The sequence below is a fragment of the Streptomyces sp. NPDC092369 genome (assembly GCF_044755245.1).
In the GTDB taxonomy this organism is placed as follows: Bacteria; Actinomycetota; Actinomycetes; order Streptomycetales; family Streptomycetaceae; genus Streptomyces.
Genome location: NZ_JBIVQP010000002.1, coordinates 193,599 through 208,208 on the forward strand (window position 1 = coordinate 193,599; position 14,610 = coordinate 208,208).

Below are 14,610 nucleotides of genomic sequence, written 5' to 3' on the forward strand. Positions count from 1 at the left end.
GGGGCCGGGGGGCGGGGGGGGGGGGGGGGGGCCCCGGCCCCCCCGGGGCGGGGGGGGGGGCCCCCGGGGGGGGGGGGGGGGGGGGTCCCCCCCCCCCCCCCCCCGCCCTGTTTCACTCTCTCAACTCAGCGTCCTGGCACGTCACTTCACCGAGCCGGCCATCACGCCCTGCACGAAGTGCCGCTGGAAGGCGAAGAACACCACCACGGGCACGATCAGCGACACGAACGCGCCCGGCGCGAGCACGTCGATGTTGCTGCCGAACTGCCGTATCTGCGACTGGAGTTCCACGGTCAGCGGCTGCGAGGAGGCATCCGCGAACAGCAGCGCCACCAGCATGTCGTTCCACACCCACAGGAACTGGAAGATGGCGAGGCTGGCGATCGCGGGCCGGCCCACCGGCAGCACGAGCCGGGTGAAGATCCGCCACTCGCTGCCGCCGTCCATCCGGGCGGCCTCCAGCATCTCCTTGGGCATCTCGGCGAAGTAGTTGCGCAGCAGGAACACCGCGAACGGCAGTCCGTACGCCACGTGGAACAGCACCACTCCGGGGATCGTGCCGAACAGCCCGAGCTCGCGGAAGAGTTTGGCGACCGGCAGCAGGCCGATCTGCACGGGCACCACCAACAGCGCGACCACGATCAGGAACACGGGCTCGCGGCCGGGGAAGTCCAGCCAGGCGAAGGCGTACGCGGCCAGCGCGGCGAGCACGACCACCAGGGTGGTCGCCGGAACCGAGATCAGCACGGTGTTCCAGAAGGCGCGGGTGATGCCCGCGTTCTCCAGCAGGGCCGAGTAGTTGTCGAGGGACAGCTGGCCGGGGCTGGTGAACGCGGTCCACCACCCGCTGCTGGACGAGTCCTTGGTGGAGCGCATCGAGGAGAGCAGCAGCCCGGCGAGGGGCGTGAGCCACACGAGCCCGATCACCACGAGGAAGACCTGCACCACCCCGTTGCCCAGGCCGCGCCTGATCGCGTTCATCCCTGACTCCTTCGGAAACGCCGGACGTTGAAGGCCATCGCCGGGATCACCAGCACCAGGAGCAGCACGCCCAGCGCGCTGCCGAGCCCCTGGTTGTTGCCGCCGCCGAAGGACACCAGCCACATCTGGGTGGCGAGGACGGCCGCGTCCTGCGCCACCGGCCCGGGCGCGATGAGGTACACGAGGTCGAAGACCTTCATCACGTTGATCACGAGGGTCACGAACACCACCGTGAGCACCGGCCCGAGCAGCGGCACCGTGATGAGCCGGAAGATCTGCCACTCGTTGGCGCCGTCCATCCGCGCGGCCTCCAGCGCGTCCCGGGGCAGGGCGGCGAGCCCCGCGCCGATCAGCACCATCGCGAACCCGGTCCAGATCCACAGGTAGGCCCCGATGATGGCGGGCGTGACGAGGGTCGGGCCGAGCCAGGAGACGCCTTCATAGGGCTGCGCGAAGTTCGAGCCCGGCAACCGGACCGCGTAGGAACCGGCGTCCAGGCCGGTGAAGCGGAAGGAGCCGTCGGAGGCGGTGCTCGTGCTCGCGACCGTCTTCCCGTCGCGCACCGCCTCGACCTTCATCCGCGGCAGCCCGCTCTCCTTCGGGTCGACGACACCCTGCTTGCCGCCGCCGCCGAGTGTGAAGTCGAGGTAGACCACGCCCCTCAGTTCACCGGCGGACGCCGTGCGGCCCGCCGCCCCGTACGCGGGCTCCGCGCCGCTCGGCAGGTCCTTCGGCGCGACGCCCACCAGGCCGAGGCTCACCGAGTCGCCCGGTGACACGCTCGCGGTCGTGCGGTACGAGCCGTCGGGCTCGGCAGAGAGGCCCTGGCCGGTGCGGGCGCGGGCGGTGGGGTACTCGGACGTGCCCTTGAAGGCGTCGTTCACGCCGACCACGGCCGCGTTCAGGACGCCCTTGTCGGGGTCGTCGTCGTAGGCGAGCCGGAAGATGATGCCGGCGGCGAGGAAGGACACGGCCATGGGCATGAACAGCAGCAGCTTGAAGGCGGTCGCCCAGCGCACCTTCTCCACCAGCACGGCGAGGATCAGCCCGAGCCCGGTCAGCAGGGTCGGCGCCACCACCACCCAGATCGCCGTGTTGCGTACGGCGGTGAGGGTGGCCGGGTCGCGGAACATCTCGGTGTAGTTGTCGCCGCCCACGAAAGTGCTGCCGGACGCGTCGAAGAAGCTGCGGCCGATGGAGAACAGCACGGGGTAGACGACGAGCGCGCCCAGCAGGAGGAGCGCGGGGAAGACGAAGAGCAGGCCGATGATCCAGGCCCGGCGCCGGGCGCGGCGGGCGCGCTCGGCGTGCGGGGTCGCGGGGGGCGGACTCGTCTCTTTCACCAGGGTCGCGGTCACGGCCGTCAGCCCTTGTAGGCCTTGGCCGCCGCGTTCTCCAGCTGCGCCGCGGTCCCCTTCGGGTCCGAGGGGTCGCGCAGGAAGTCCTGGAGCAGCTTCCACTCGCCGGCGCCCTTGGTGCCGCCGAAGGCCGCGGGCGCCTGGTCCGACATGTCGAAGCGGACCGAATCCCCGGCCGAGACAAGGGACTTGGCGGTCGCGCGGGTGACGTCGTCGCCGTAGGAGGCGAGGTCGAGCTTCTTGTTCGGGGACAGGAAGCCGCCCGCCTTCGCCCACACGGCCGCCGCCTCCGGGGTCGCGAGGTACTCCAGGAGCTTCATGCCGGCCTTGGCGTTCTTGCCGTCCTTGAGGACGACGGCCGCGTCGCCGCCGCTCACCACGGGGGCCGAGCCGCCGTCGACCGCGGGGAAGGGGAAGAAGTTCGCGTCGGTGCCGATGGTCTTGCCGAACTGGTCCTTGGCGACCCCGGCGACGAAGTCCCCCTCGTAGACCATCGCGGCCTGCGGCTCGGGGCCGAACACCTTCTCCACCGAGCCGGGGAAGTCGGTGTCGAGGGCCTCCTTCTGGCCGCCGGCGATCAGCTGCTTGTCCTTGAAGAGTGTGCCCAGGGTGGAGAGCGCCTTGACCACGGACGCGTCGGTCCACTTCAGCTTGTGGGTGGCGAGGGCGTCGTACTTGTCGGGTCCGGCCTGGGAGAGGTAGATGTTCTCGAACCAGTCGGTGAGGGTCCAGCCGTCCTGGCCGCCGATCGAGAAGGCGGCGAGACCGGAGTCGGAGACGGTGTGACCGGCCTTCAGCAGGTCGGCGTACGTGGTCGGCGGGGTGACGCCGGCCTGTTCGAGGGCGTCGGGGCTGTACCAGACCGTCGACTTGTGGGCGGCCTTGAAGTAGAGGCCGTAGAGGGTGCCGTCGACGCTGCCGTAGTTCTTCCACACGGGCGCGTAGTTGGCGTCCACTGACTGCCGGGTGGTCGTGGAGAGCGGCTTCAGCCAGCCCTGCTCGGCGAACTGCTGGAGCACGCCGACCTGCGGGACCATCACGACGTCGGGTGCGTTGCCGCCCTCTATCTTGCTGCCGACGACGGTGGAGACGTTGTCCCCGGTGGACGTGAACGTCGTCTTGGCGCCGGTCTTGGCGCTGAAGGCGTCCAGCACCTTCTGGAAGTTCTTCTGCTCGCTGCCGGACCAGACGCCGGCCACGGTGACCGTCTGGCCGGCCAGCGCCTTGTCGCCGCCACCGGCCGAGACCGGGTCACCGCTGCCGCAGGCGGTCGCGCCGAGCGCGAGGACCAGGGCGGTGCAGCCGGTGAGGAGGGTGGTACGTCGTCGCATCATCGTTGATGTCCCTTCGGGGGATGGACAGGTGACGGAGAGTCAGGGATCAGAGATCGTTGATCCACCAGGCGGCCGTCGCGCCGGGAAGAACCCCGGCCGGACAGGGACCGCTGGACAGCAGGGGGGTGCCGGAGACCGGCGCGGGCACGGGAGCCGTGCCGAAATTGACGGCGCAGACCAGGCCGTCCCCGCGGACGAAGCCGAGGACGCCGGGCGGGGTCTCCAGCCAGCTGAGCGAGCCCTCGCCCAACTGGGGCAGCCCCGACCGCAGTTGGAGGCCGTCGCGGTACAGGTGCCAGAAGGAGCGGGTGTCGGCGAGGGCGCGGTCGGTGGCGTACTCGGCGAAGTACTCGGGCTGCGGCAGCCAGGGCCGCGCGCCCTCCGCGCCGGACGTGAAGCCGAACGGCGAGGCCTGTCCCGACCACGGCAGCGGCACCCGGCAGCCGTCGCGAATCCGGGCCCGGCTGCCGGTGCGCCGGAAGATCGGGTCGGTGAGCACGTCGTCGGGCAGATCGACGACCTCCGGCAACCCCAACTCCTCGCCCTGGTAGATGTACGCGGCCCCGGGCAGCGCCATCATGAGCAGCGCGGCGGCCCTCGCGCGGGCCGCCCCCAGACCGCTGCCCTCGGTGGCCGGTTCGCCGTAGCGGGTGACCGTGCGGACCTGGTCGTGGTTGTTGAGGACCCAGGTGACCGTGGAGCCGGTGCCGGCGATGTCCTGCATGGCCTCGGTGATGACCTTGCGGAAGGCGTCGGCGTTCCAGGGCGCGCTCAACAGGTCGAAGAAGAAGGCCTGATGGAGTTCGTCGGAGCGGACGTACCGCGCGTGTTCGCGGGCCGTCGGGACGGAGACCTCGCCGACGAGAAGCCGTTCGTCGCCGTCCCGTGCCGTGTACTCCTCGCACACCGCGCGCCAGTGCCGCCAGACGTCGTGCACCTCGGGCTGGTTCCAGGCCAGCGGGTTGACCGAGTCGCGGGTGCGGGCGTCGGCCTCCGGGTCCGGGGAGTCGGGCAGGTCCGGGTGCTTGAAGAGTCCTGCGGCGACGTCGATGCGGAAGCCGTCGACGCCCCGGTCCAGCCAGAAGCGGAGCGTGCGGTCGAACTCGGCGGCGACCTCGGGGCTGCGCCAGTTCCAGTCCGGCTGCTCGGGCGTGAACATGTGCAGGTACCACTGGCCGGGCCGGCCGTCCGCCTCGGTGACCCGGCTCCAGGCCGGACCGCCGAACATGGCGTGCCAGTTGTTGGGCGGCTCGGCGCCGTCCGCGCCCCGGCCGTCGGCGAAGTGGAAGCGGGCCCGGGCCGCGCTGCCGGGTCCCGCGGCGAGCGCCTCCTGGAACCAGGGGTGCTCGTGGGAGCAGTGGTTGGGGACGATGTCGAGGAGCACCTTGACGCCGAGCCGCCGTGCGGCGCCCATCAGCAGGTCGAACTCGGCGAGGTCGCCGAAGAGCGGGTCCACGTCGCAGTAGTCGGCCACGTCGTAGCCGTGGTCGTGCTGCGGCGAGGGATAGAAGGGGCTCAGCCAAATGCCGTCGACACCGAGCTTCTTGAGGTACGGCAGCCCGGCCCTGACCCCGGCCAGATCGCCGACGCCGTCGCCGGTGCTGTCCAGGAAGCTACGGACGTACACCTGATAGATCACCGCGTCCCGCCACCAGCGGTACTTACTCAGCATGCATGCATGTTAAGTAGGCGTGTCGCGAGGGTGTCAACGAGTAGGCAGAGGTTACTGGGGAGTTGGTAAGGAAAATGGTGATTTAGTTGGCCACAGAGAAGCGAAAGGAGATCGCCACGTTACCTAACAAGTAACTATGACGAGCGTCGACCGACGACAGGGCTGCCTAGCGCCCCGGAATGGCGGCCAGCTCCTCCGCCAGTCGCTCCACCGCCGCCCTCGGCGTCACGTGTCCGGCCATCGCGTCCTGCACGACGGCCTGCACCGCCAGACTCACCTGGTCGTAACGGGGGCTCTTGGGGCGGGACTTGGCCGTCTGCAGGGCCTCGCGCAGGGTCGGCAGATACGGGAACCGCCGGATCAGCGCGGGGTCCGCGTACAGCGCGGCACGTACCGGCGGCAGCGCGCCGCGGGTGAGGACCTGGCGCTGGACGCGCTCGCCGGTGAGGTAGGCGATCAGGCGCGCGGCCGAACCGGGGTGCCGCGCATGGGTGTTGACGGCCAGGTTGGAGCCGCCGAGGACGCTGGCCCCCGGCCCGTCGGACCCGGGCAGCGGTACGGCGCCGATCTTCCCGGCGACCGGCGAGCCCTTGGCCGACGCGCCGACGTACGCGTAGGGCCAGTTCCGCAGGAAGAGCAGCCGGCCGTCCTGGAAGGCCTGCTTGGACTCCTCCTCCTTGTACGTCAGCGCCGCCTTCGGGATCCATCCCTCCCGCACCCCGCGGGCGAGGAACCCGATGCCCTCGCGGGCCGCCGCGGAGTCGATGGTGACCTTGGCGCCCTCTTCGCCGAGGATGCTCCCGCCCGCCGAGTAGACGGCCTCGGCCGCGTTCACGGTGAGCCCCTCGTAGGGCAGGAACTGGCCCGCGTAACCGTCGAGTCCGTACTTCGGCGCGATGGTCCTCGCGTCGTGCTCCAGCTCGGCCCAGGTGCGCGGCGGCGGGACGCCCTCCTTGGCGAGGACGTCCTTGCGGTAGAGGAGCAGGCCGGCGTTGGTGACGTACGGGACGGCGTACAGCCGCCCGTCGTAGGTCGCCGTGTCGCGGACCCCCTTGAGGAAGGTGTCCAGCGGGAACCGCTCGGGCGGCAGCGGACGGATCCAGCCCGCCTCGGCGAACTCCGCGGTCCAGCTGACGTCGATGTTGAGGACGTCGAACCGGCCGCGGTCGCCGTCGCGCAGGTCGCTGGCCATCTGCGCGTGGGTCTCGTCCGCGGAGTCCGGGAGTTCGACGAGCTCGACCCGCTCGCCGGGATGCGTGCGGTTCCAGCCGTCCAGGACCGGGCCGAGATAGCCGGTGAGGTCCCCGGCCGTGGCCAGGGTCAGCGGGCCGCGGTCGTCGCCGAGGCCCTCCTCGGCGTGCGCGCCCGAAGCGACGTACCCGCTCAGGACCACCACGAGGACGAGGAGGCCCCTACCGGCGGCACGCATCCACCGCATAGGTTCCTCCCTGTACAGCGGCGCCGGGCATCTTCGCCCTGGGTCCGAAGCCATGTATACCTGTTAGGTATGGGCGATACTAGGGCTTGGAGCACATCACACAGACAGGAGGACTGCCCACGTGCGCCTGCCCCTCCTGGCTCTCCTCGCGCGCGGCCCGGCCCACGGCTACGAGCTGAAGCAGGACCTTGAGCAACTGCTGGGGTCCGCGTACCCTCAGCCGAACGTCGGCCAGATCTACGTGACCCTCGGCCGCCTCGAGAAGCAGGGACTGATCGAGGGCGAGGACGTCGAGCAGTCCAGCCGGCCCAACAAGAAGGTCTACCACCTCACCGAATCCGGGCGGGAAGAGCTGCGCGTCTGGTTCGAGGAGCCCGAGGACGAGCCGCGGGTGCGGGACGAGTTCTTCATGAAGCTGGCGCTCGCTCCGCAGTCGGGTCTCGCCGACCAGATCGCTCTGATCAACAAACAGCGACGCCAGTACCTGACCGCCATGCGCGGCCTGTCGAAGCTGGCCGCAGCCGAGAACCGCGACAACCGCATCGCCCACCTGCTCATCGAGGGCGCGATGCTGCACCTTCAGGCCGACCTCGATTGGCTGGAGCGGTGCCAGGAAGAGCTGGAGGAGCTGGAGTGAGCGACGGTCCCGCTCCCGTGCTGCGCGCCGAGGGCCTGGTCAAGACGCACTACGGCGAGGGCGCCCCGGCGCATGCCGTGCGCGGGGTCGATCTGCGCGTCCGGCGGGGCGAGTTCGTGGCCGTCACCGGTCCCTCCGGCGCCGGCAAGTCGACGCTGCTGCATCTGCTGGGCGGACTCCAGCGGCCGGACGGCGGCAGCATCTGGCTGGACGGCGCGTGCGCGAACGCGTGGAGCGAGGCGCGCTGGGCCATGGAGCGCCGCAAGCGGATCGGGATCGTCTTCCAGTTCTTCAACCTGGTGTCGAATCTGTCGGTCGCCGACAACGTGGAGCTGCCCGCGCTGCTCGCCGGGACCGCGCCGAAGCAGGCGCGCGCCGGGCGGGAGGAGCTGCTGGCCGAGCTGGGCCTGGTGGGCAAGGAGCGGAGCATGCCGGGCGAGCTGTCCGGCGGCGAGCAGCAGCGGGTCGCGCTGGCCCGGGCCCTGGTCAACCACCCGCCCCTGCTGCTGGCCGACGAACCCGCGGGCAGCCTGGACAGCAAGGGCACCCGCGAGGTGATGCGGCTGCTGTCCCGCTTCCACCAGCGCGGCCAGACCATCGTGCTGGTCACCCATGACGCCCGGCTGGCCAGCGCCGCGGACCGGGTGATCAGCTTCTTCGACGGCCGGATAGCCGACGACGCGACGCTGGACGGCGTGCCCGCACCCGGCGCCGGCATCTCCGGCGTGCTGGAACTCAGGGACTGACATGCGGCCGTACGACGACCCCCGGAAGGGCTGAGCCGCATGCGGGCCACGCTGCGCTGGGCGCACTCCGATCTGCGCACGCACCGCGGTGAGGCGCTGTTCCTGGTGCTCTCCACCGCCGGGATCGTGGTGTCGCTGCTGCTGGCCACGGCCCTGTTCGGGTACGCCACCAACCCCTGGCAGCGGGTCTTCACACAGACGCACGGCGCGCATGTGTGGATCCACACGTCCGCATCCGCCCGCGCGGACCGCCTCGCCCGACTCGACGGAGTCGGCTCCGTCGCCGGCCCCTACGCCACCGAGTCCGCCACACTCGCCTCCCGCGGCGCCCGCGCCTTGGTCGAACTGCGCGCGACGCCCGAGCGGTTGCCGAGCGTCGGCCGCCCCCTGATCGTCTCCGGTGACTGGCTGGACCCGGCGACACCCGACGGCGTGGTCCTGGAGAGCCACCTCGCCCGCGCCCTGCTCGCCGAGCCCGGGGACACCCTCACCCTGCCGGGCACCGCGCGGAAGGTGACCGTGCTGGGCGTGGCCGACAGCGCCGAGTCGCGCTACAGCCCGGGCGACCAGCCGGGCCTCGTGTGGACCTTGCCGCCCGCCGTGCGCGACCCCAACGGCCAGGTCATAGGACTGCGCCTGACCGATCCCGGTGACACGGACTACGTCGTCCCGCGCGCCGTCAAGGCCCTGGGCGGCGCCGACGCGATCGGTGAGGTCGACACCTGGCAGCAGGCGCGCGCCGAGGCGCAGGGCGACAACCGGCTGCTCGGCCAGGTGCTGGCCCTGTTCGGACTGGGCGCCCTGGTCGCCGCGGGCCTCGCGGTGCACGGCGCGATCGCCACCCGCATCCGCGGCCACCTGCGGGACATCTCGGTCCTGAAGGCGATCGGTTTCACGCCGGGCCAGGTCGTCCGCGTCTTCCTCCTCCAGCACATCGCCTACGCCCTTCTCGGGGCCGTGGCCGCGGCGACACTGACCCAGTCGCTGGGCAACCGGATCCCGGGCCGTCTCGGCGACGCGATCGGCGTCTGGCAGGGCCTGCCCGGCCATACTCCGGCCCTCTTCGCCGTCCCGGCCGGCGCGGTCCTGTTCATCGCCGCGACCACGGGCCTGGCAGCCTGGCGAGCGGGCCGGGTGCCGCCGGTACCGGTACCGATCCCGTCGGTACGAGGGATGAGGACGCTGTCGACCAGGACGGGACGGGCGTCCGCATCGGAGCGCACGCGGCACGCGCACCCCCAACCGCAGGCACGCCTGCCCCGCCGCACCGACCGATCCAGCGGCCGGCTCTCCGCCGTGGCGCGGCGGGCGATCGCCCTGCGGGTGCCGCCCGCGTTCGTGCTGGGATGGCACACCGCGTTCGCCCGTCGGCTGCGGTCGCTCGCCACCGTGGCCCGGCTGGCGCTGCCCCTGCTGCTGATCGTCGTGGCGATGAGCGCGTGGACCACCATCGACCGTTTCCACAGCAGGCCCGAGCAGATAGGTCTCCCGGCCGCACTCACCGTCCGCGCGGACGCGGGCCTGAGCGACCGGGACACCCGGGCCCTGCTGGCCGGGGACGAAGAGGTCGCCGACGCCTACCCGGGCGTCAAGATGGCCGCCCTCGTGCCCAACCAGTCCGTCACGATCGCCCTGCGCGGCCTCGGCACCCGCGCGGACCCCTACCCCTACGCCCTGGCCGAGGGGCGCCGCGCACAGTTCAGCCACGAGGCCGTGGCCGGTCAGGGCCTGCTGTCGCTGCTGAACGCGCGGATCGGCGACTGGGTGCGGATCACCGTCGGCAGCCGGCCGCAGATCCTGCACATCGTGGGCCGCAGCATCGAACCGGAGAACGCCGGCCGGGTCGTCACCACCTCGCTCGACACCCTCCGCGAGATCGACCCCCGCCTGACGCCCACCCTCTACCAACTCCGGCTGCGCCCCGGCGCCGACCCGAGGGAGGTCGCCGACCGGCTGACCGACGCCGGGCACGGCCACCTCGACGTGCACGCCGTGACCAACCCGGCCGACGGGCTCTCGCCGCTGCGCGGAGTGGTGCTCGGCCTGATCCTCGTGCTCGCCCTGATCGGCCTCATCGAACTGCTCACCGCGATCGGCGGGACCGTACGCGAGGGCGAACGGGACCTGCTGGCGCTCAAGGCCATCGGTCTGTCCCCGCGCCAGATCACCGCCGTCACCATGACGGCCACCGGCTGCACCGCTCTGGTCGCCGCCCTCGTCGGGACCGCCCTCGGCACACCGCTCGCGCACTGGCTGATCAACGCCCAGGGCCGGTCGAGCGGCATCGGCGCGGGGATCGCCCAGGGACCGTCGCCGGTCGTGCTGGTGCTGTTCGACGCGGCGGCGGTCCTGGGCGCGGCCGGCCTCGCCGCACTGCCGGCGGCCCGCGCGGCACGGCGAAGGCTGGCGGACACGCTGAGCGCGGTGGCCTGAGCGCGGAGGACTGAGGACGGTGGAGTGAGGGCGGCGGTGTGAGGGCCGGGGCCTCAGCTCACCGTCACCGACGGCCGCGCAGCTCCCGGTACTTGGCCACCAGGGCCTTGGTCGACTCGTCCAGTCCCTCGACCGCCGCGCCCTCCGTCAGCGCCGGCTCCACCCGCTTGGCGAGGACCTTGCCCAGTTCGACGCCCCACTGGTCGAAGGAGTCGATGTTCCACACCGCGCCCTGCACGAACACCTTGTGCTCGTAGAGGGCGATCAGCTGACCGAGCACCGACGGGGTCAGCTCGCGGGCGAGAATCGTCGTCGTCGGGTGGTCGCCCTTGAACGTCTTGTGTGGCACCAGCTCCTCGGGCACCCCCTCCGCGCGCACCTCGTCCGGCGTCTTGCCGAAGGCCAATGCCTGCGTCTGGGCGAAGAAGTTGGCCATCAACAGGTCGTGCTGCGCCTTGAGCCCCTCGTTCAGCCCGGCCACCGGCTCGGCGAATCCGATGAAGTCCGCCGGGATCAACTTCGTTCCCTGGTGGATGAGTTGGTAGTAAGCGTGCTGCCCGTTCGTCCCCGGCGTGCCCCACACCACGGGCCCGGTCTGCCAGTCGACCTCCTGCCCGTCCCGGCCCACGTACTTGCCGTTGGACTCCATGTCCAACTGCTGCAGATACGCGGTGAACTTGGAGAGGTAGTGGCTGTACGGCAGCACCGCGTGCGACTGGGCGTCGTGGAAATTGCCGTACCAGATACCCAACAGGCCAAGGAGCAAAGGCACGTTGGACTCGGCGGGCGCGGTCCTGAAGTGCTCGTCGACGATCCGGAAGCCGTCGAGCATCTCCCGGAAGCGGTCCGGGCCGATGGCGAGCATCAACGAGAGCCCGATGGCCGAGTCGTAGGAGTACCGTCCGCCGACCCAGTCCCAGAACTCGAACATGTTCGCCGTGTCGATGCCGAACTCCGCGACCTTCCCGGCGTTCGTCGACAGCGCCACGAAGTGCTGGGCGACGGCTTCCTGACCGGCCTTCAGCTCGGTGAGCAGCCAGTCGCGCGCCGAGGTGGCGTTGGTGATCGTCTCGATCGTGGTGAAGGTCTTGGAGGCGACGATGAACAGCGTCTGGGCCGGGTCGAGGTCGCGGATCGCCTCGTGCAGGTCGGCGCCGTCCACGTTCGACACGAAGCGGACCGTGAGATCGCGGTCGGTGAAGGCGCGCAGCACCTCGTACGCCATCGCGGGGCCGAGGTCGGAGCCGCCGATGCCGATGTTGACGACGTTCCTGATGCGCTTGCCGGTGTGGCCGGTCCATTCGCCGCAGCGGACCCGGTGCGCGAAGTCGCTCATCCTGTCGAGGACGGCGTGCACGGCCGGCACGACGTTCTCCCCGTCCACCTCGATCACCGCGTCGCGCGGGGCGCGCAGCGCGGTGTGCAGGACCGCCCGGTCCTCGGTGACGTTGATCTTCTCGCCGCGGAACATGGCGTCGCGCAGCCCGAACACGTCGGTGGCGGCGGCCAGTTCGCGCAGCAGCCGCAGGGTCTCGTCGGTGACGAGGTGCTTGGAGTGGTCGACGTACAGGTCACCGACCTGGAGTGTGTATCCGGCGCCGCGGCCCGGGTCGGCGGCGAACAGCTCCCGCAGCCCCAACTCCCCCCATTCCTCGCGGTGCTTGACCAGCGCGGTCCACTCGGGCGTCCGGTTGAGCCTCGTACGGCCGTGTGCGTTCATATCGGACTTCAGCCTTCTTTCGTACCTCGCCCCGCTGCCGGTCCCAACCTAGGGGATCAGCGCGTGACATGAGCTGTCGTGGCGTCCTCGTGCGACGCACCCACCAGTACGTCCGCCCTGCCGGTGGGTATCAGCGCGAGGACCGACAGGACGAAGAAGGCGGCGGTGAGCAGCGCGGGCGTGTTCGGTCCCCAGACGGTGGCGACGGCGCCGCCGAGCAGGGCGCCCAGTGGGGCGCCGGCGACGGCCAGGGTGCGGAAGGCGGAGCTGACGCGGCCCAACAGCTCGGTGGGAGTGCGCTGTTGCATCGACGTCGTCGTGTTGACGTTCCACACCATGCCCATGAACCCGAACACGGCCAGTGCCCCCGCGAGGGCCGTCAGGCTCCGCACACTGCCCATGACGACGAGCGCGCCGATCTGCACGACGCCGGCGAGGAGCACGGCCCGGGTCGGCCCGAGCCGGGCGGTGATCCACCGGTTCGCCACTCCCCCGGCCAGGCCGCCGACCGTGTACGCGGTGGTCGCGGCCGCGTAGCCGGCGGTTCCTGCGTCGAGCCAGCCGGTCACCAGGATCACCAGGGTGGCGATCAGGGCGCCCATGCCGATGTTGCACAGGGCCGTCGCCACGCACAGTCCGCGCAGGGGGCGGTCGCGCCACAGGGTGCGCAGTCCGTCCGCGATCTCCCGGCGCAGGGTGCTGCCCGCCGGTCTCGGCGCTCGGTCGGGCGCCGCGATCCGCAGCGAGGCGACCAGCGCGGCGGCCGCCAGGAAGGTCCCGGCGTCGGCCACGAAGGGCACGGCGGCCCCCGCGACGAGCAGCAGCGGCACCACGGGCGCCCCCAGCAGACCGCCCGCGATCCGCTGTCCGGTCATCAGTCTGGCGTTGGCACTGCCCAGCTCCGCGCGGTCCACCAGGGTGGGCAGCAGCGCCGTCGAGGCGTTGTCGAAGAGGGTCTGGAGGGTGGTCAGTACGAAGGCGAGGGCGATGAGCAGCGCGATCGACGCGTGACCGAGCGCGACGGCTCCGGCGAAGGCGGCGACGAGCAGTCCCCGTACCGCGTCCACCGTCCACATCGCGCGGCGCTGGTCGACCCGGTCCGCGACCGCGCCGCCGAGCAGACCGAAGACGATCCAGGGCAGATAGCCGCAGGCGGTCACGGAGGCGATGAGCAGGGGCCGGTCGGTCAGCGAGGCGGCGAGCAGGGGCAGCGCCGAGCCCCGCAGCGCGTCTCCGAAGCGGGAGACCACGGCGGCCGTCCACAGCCGTCCGAATCCCCCGCGCCATGCGGGCGCGCGCACGTCCCCCGTCTCGACCGTCGACACCGCTCCCCCTCACGATTCACGTCCGCATCAAGCGGTACACGAACCGTAGAGGTCAGCACTGACAACCGGTCCGGAGCCGACCGGTCTTCGGGGGCCGAAACAGGTCCGACCCGACACCCCTCGGTGCCCGGCCGGTTCCCAACTCCTAGATCTCGCCCCGCAGTTTGGCGAGCGCCTCGGCGAGGATCGCCTCGCCGTCCGCGTCACTGCGCCGCTCCCGTACGTACGCGAGGTGCGTCTTGTAGGGCTCGGTGCGCGGCGGGTCCGGCGGGTTGTCCCGGTCCTGTCCGGCGGGGAAGCCGCAGCGCGGGCAGTCCCAGGTGTCGGGAACCTGCGCGTCGCTGGCGAAGCTGGGCTGCGTCTCATGCCCGTTGGAGCACCAGAAGGAGATGCGCAGACGCGGCGCGGACTCGCCGCGCTCGGCCTCGCCCATCGGCCCCGCCCCGACCCGGCTTCCTCGGATCGCGTTGCCACTTGCCACGGTCGTAACTCCCTGCGTGATGGTGCCGCGAAGCGAGTCGGCGTTTCGCTTCGTTGCGAGCGCCTCAGTCTACGTAAGGCCCAACGCGCGTCCAGTGATTGGAGTTACAGCCCCCACACCTAGACGCAAGCCCCATGATAGGCCGCGCTCAGCTGCGCGTACCGAACATGGGGCCTTACGTGCGGAATGCGTGCGGAATGAGCGCCCGGCTCAGTTGTTCGTCTTCATCAGGATGCCGAGGACGATGATGCACGCGAACCAGGCGAGACCGATGACCAGGGTGATCCGGTCCAGGTTGCGCTCGGCGACCGAGGAGCCGCCGACGGACGACTGCATGCCGCCACCGAACATGTCGGAGAGGCCGCCGCCCTTCCCCTTGTGCATCAGCACCAGCAGCATCATCAGCAGGCTGAAGACGATCAGGGCGATCGAGAACCCCAAAACCACGGCTGGACCAACTCTCTCGGATTCGGATGAACGACGGG

The 14,610-nt window shown here is 71.1% G+C and carries 12 protein-coding genes; 3 read left to right on the top strand and 9 right to left on the bottom strand.

Translation table 11 applies throughout. The features are described 5' to 3' along the window. Window positions 1-141: 141 nt before the first annotated feature. The 5 genes from ACIQI8_RS10550 to ACIQI8_RS10570 form a co-directional block, all read right to left on the bottom strand. Window positions 142-981 carry a carbohydrate ABC transporter permease gene (locus tag ACIQI8_RS10550; RefSeq protein WP_402347099.1) on the bottom strand — a complete coding sequence of 280 codons (840 nt, stop codon included), beginning with the start codon at window positions 979-981 and terminating at the stop codon, window positions 142-144. Further along, window positions 978-2,339: an ABC transporter permease subunit gene (locus tag ACIQI8_RS10555; RefSeq protein WP_402347101.1), complete on the bottom strand. Its 1,362-nt coding sequence runs from the start codon at window positions 2,337-2,339 to the stop codon at window positions 978-980. Before ACIQI8_RS10555 ends, ACIQI8_RS10550 begins: the two co-directional genes overlap by 4 nt. Before the next feature lie 5 nt (window positions 2,340-2,344). Beyond that, entirely contained in the window at window positions 2,345-3,673 is a 1,329-nt protein-coding gene (locus ACIQI8_RS10560; RefSeq protein WP_402347103.1) for an ABC transporter substrate-binding protein, read from the bottom strand. A 46-nt stretch (window positions 3,674-3,719) separates the two neighbouring features. Beyond that, window positions 3,720-5,345 carry an alpha-amylase family glycosyl hydrolase gene (locus tag ACIQI8_RS10565; protein ID WP_402347105.1) on the bottom strand — a complete coding sequence of 542 codons (1,626 nt, stop codon included), beginning with the start codon at window positions 5,343-5,345 and terminating at the stop codon, window positions 3,720-3,722. A 166-nt stretch (window positions 5,346-5,511) separates the two neighbouring features. Then, window positions 5,512-6,783, bottom strand: a complete 1,272-nt coding sequence (locus ACIQI8_RS10570; protein WP_402347107.1) for an ABC transporter substrate-binding protein — start codon at window positions 6,781-6,783, stop codon at window positions 5,512-5,514. 121 nt (window positions 6,784-6,904) lie between these two features. Here ACIQI8_RS10570 and ACIQI8_RS10575 point away from each other — a divergent pair, with 121 nt between their 5' ends. The 3 genes from ACIQI8_RS10575 to ACIQI8_RS10585 are packed head-to-tail and all read left to right on the top strand — an operon-like array spanning window position 6,905 to window position 10,599. Then, window positions 6,905-7,420, top strand: coding sequence for a PadR family transcriptional regulator (locus tag ACIQI8_RS10575; RefSeq protein WP_402347109.1), 516 nt, complete (start codon window positions 6,905-6,907; stop codon window positions 7,418-7,420). Next, window positions 7,417-8,166 (top strand): ABC transporter ATP-binding protein, encoded by a 750-nt coding sequence (locus ACIQI8_RS10580; protein ID WP_402347111.1) that lies wholly within the window; start codon window positions 7,417-7,419, stop codon window positions 8,164-8,166. The genes ACIQI8_RS10575 and ACIQI8_RS10580 overlap by 4 nt, the downstream gene beginning before the upstream one ends. A 39-nt stretch (window positions 8,167-8,205) precedes the next feature. Next, window positions 8,206-10,599, top strand: coding sequence for an ABC transporter permease (locus ACIQI8_RS10585; protein ID WP_402347113.1), 2,394 nt, complete (start codon window positions 8,206-8,208; stop codon window positions 10,597-10,599). A 64-nt stretch (window positions 10,600-10,663) separates the two neighbouring features. Here ACIQI8_RS10585 and pgi read toward each other — a convergent pair whose 3' ends face one another. From pgi to secG, 4 genes are all read right to left on the bottom strand, one after another. Next, complete coding sequence (gene pgi, locus ACIQI8_RS10590; protein WP_402347115.1) at window positions 10,664-12,319, bottom strand: glucose-6-phosphate isomerase; 1,656 nt, start codon at window positions 12,317-12,319, stop codon at window positions 10,664-10,666. A gap of 56 nt (window positions 12,320-12,375) precedes the next feature. Next, window positions 12,376-13,644, bottom strand: coding sequence for an MFS transporter (locus ACIQI8_RS10595; protein WP_402347117.1), 1,269 nt, complete (start codon window positions 13,642-13,644; stop codon window positions 12,376-12,378). A 145-nt stretch (window positions 13,645-13,789) separates the two neighbouring features. Continuing rightward, window positions 13,790-14,125: an RNA polymerase-binding protein RbpA gene (locus ACIQI8_RS10600; protein ID WP_003957010.1), complete on the bottom strand. Its 336-nt coding sequence runs from the start codon at window positions 14,123-14,125 to the stop codon at window positions 13,790-13,792. Between the two features lie 210 nt (window positions 14,126-14,335). Further along, window positions 14,336-14,572 carry a preprotein translocase subunit SecG gene (gene secG, locus ACIQI8_RS10605; protein WP_401729562.1) on the bottom strand — a complete coding sequence of 79 codons (237 nt, stop codon included), beginning with the start codon at window positions 14,570-14,572 and terminating at the stop codon, window positions 14,336-14,338. Window positions 14,573-14,610 lie beyond the last annotated feature (38 nt).

Excerpts from the sequence above, each read along its gene's own strand:
- ACIQI8_RS10585 (WP_402347113.1), top strand. The coding sequence starts at position 8,206 with ATGCGGGCCACGCTGCGCTGGGCGCACTCCGATCTGCGCACGCACCGC.
- ACIQI8_RS10565 (WP_402347105.1), bottom strand. The coding sequence starts at position 5,345 with ATGCTGAGTAAGTACCGCTGGTGGCGGGACGCGGTGATCTATCAGGTG.
- pgi (WP_402347115.1), bottom strand. The coding sequence starts at position 12,319 with ATGAACGCACACGGCCGTACGAGGCTCAACCGGACGCCCGAGTGGACC.
- ACIQI8_RS10560 (WP_402347103.1), bottom strand. The coding sequence starts at position 3,673 with ATGATGCGACGACGTACCACCCTCCTCACCGGCTGCACCGCCCTGGTC.
- ACIQI8_RS10570 (WP_402347107.1), bottom strand. The coding sequence starts at position 6,783 with ATGCGGTGGATGCGTGCCGCCGGTAGGGGCCTCCTCGTCCTCGTGGTG.
- ACIQI8_RS10550 (WP_402347099.1), bottom strand. The coding sequence starts at position 981 with ATGAACGCGATCAGGCGCGGCCTGGGCAACGGGGTGGTGCAGGTCTTC.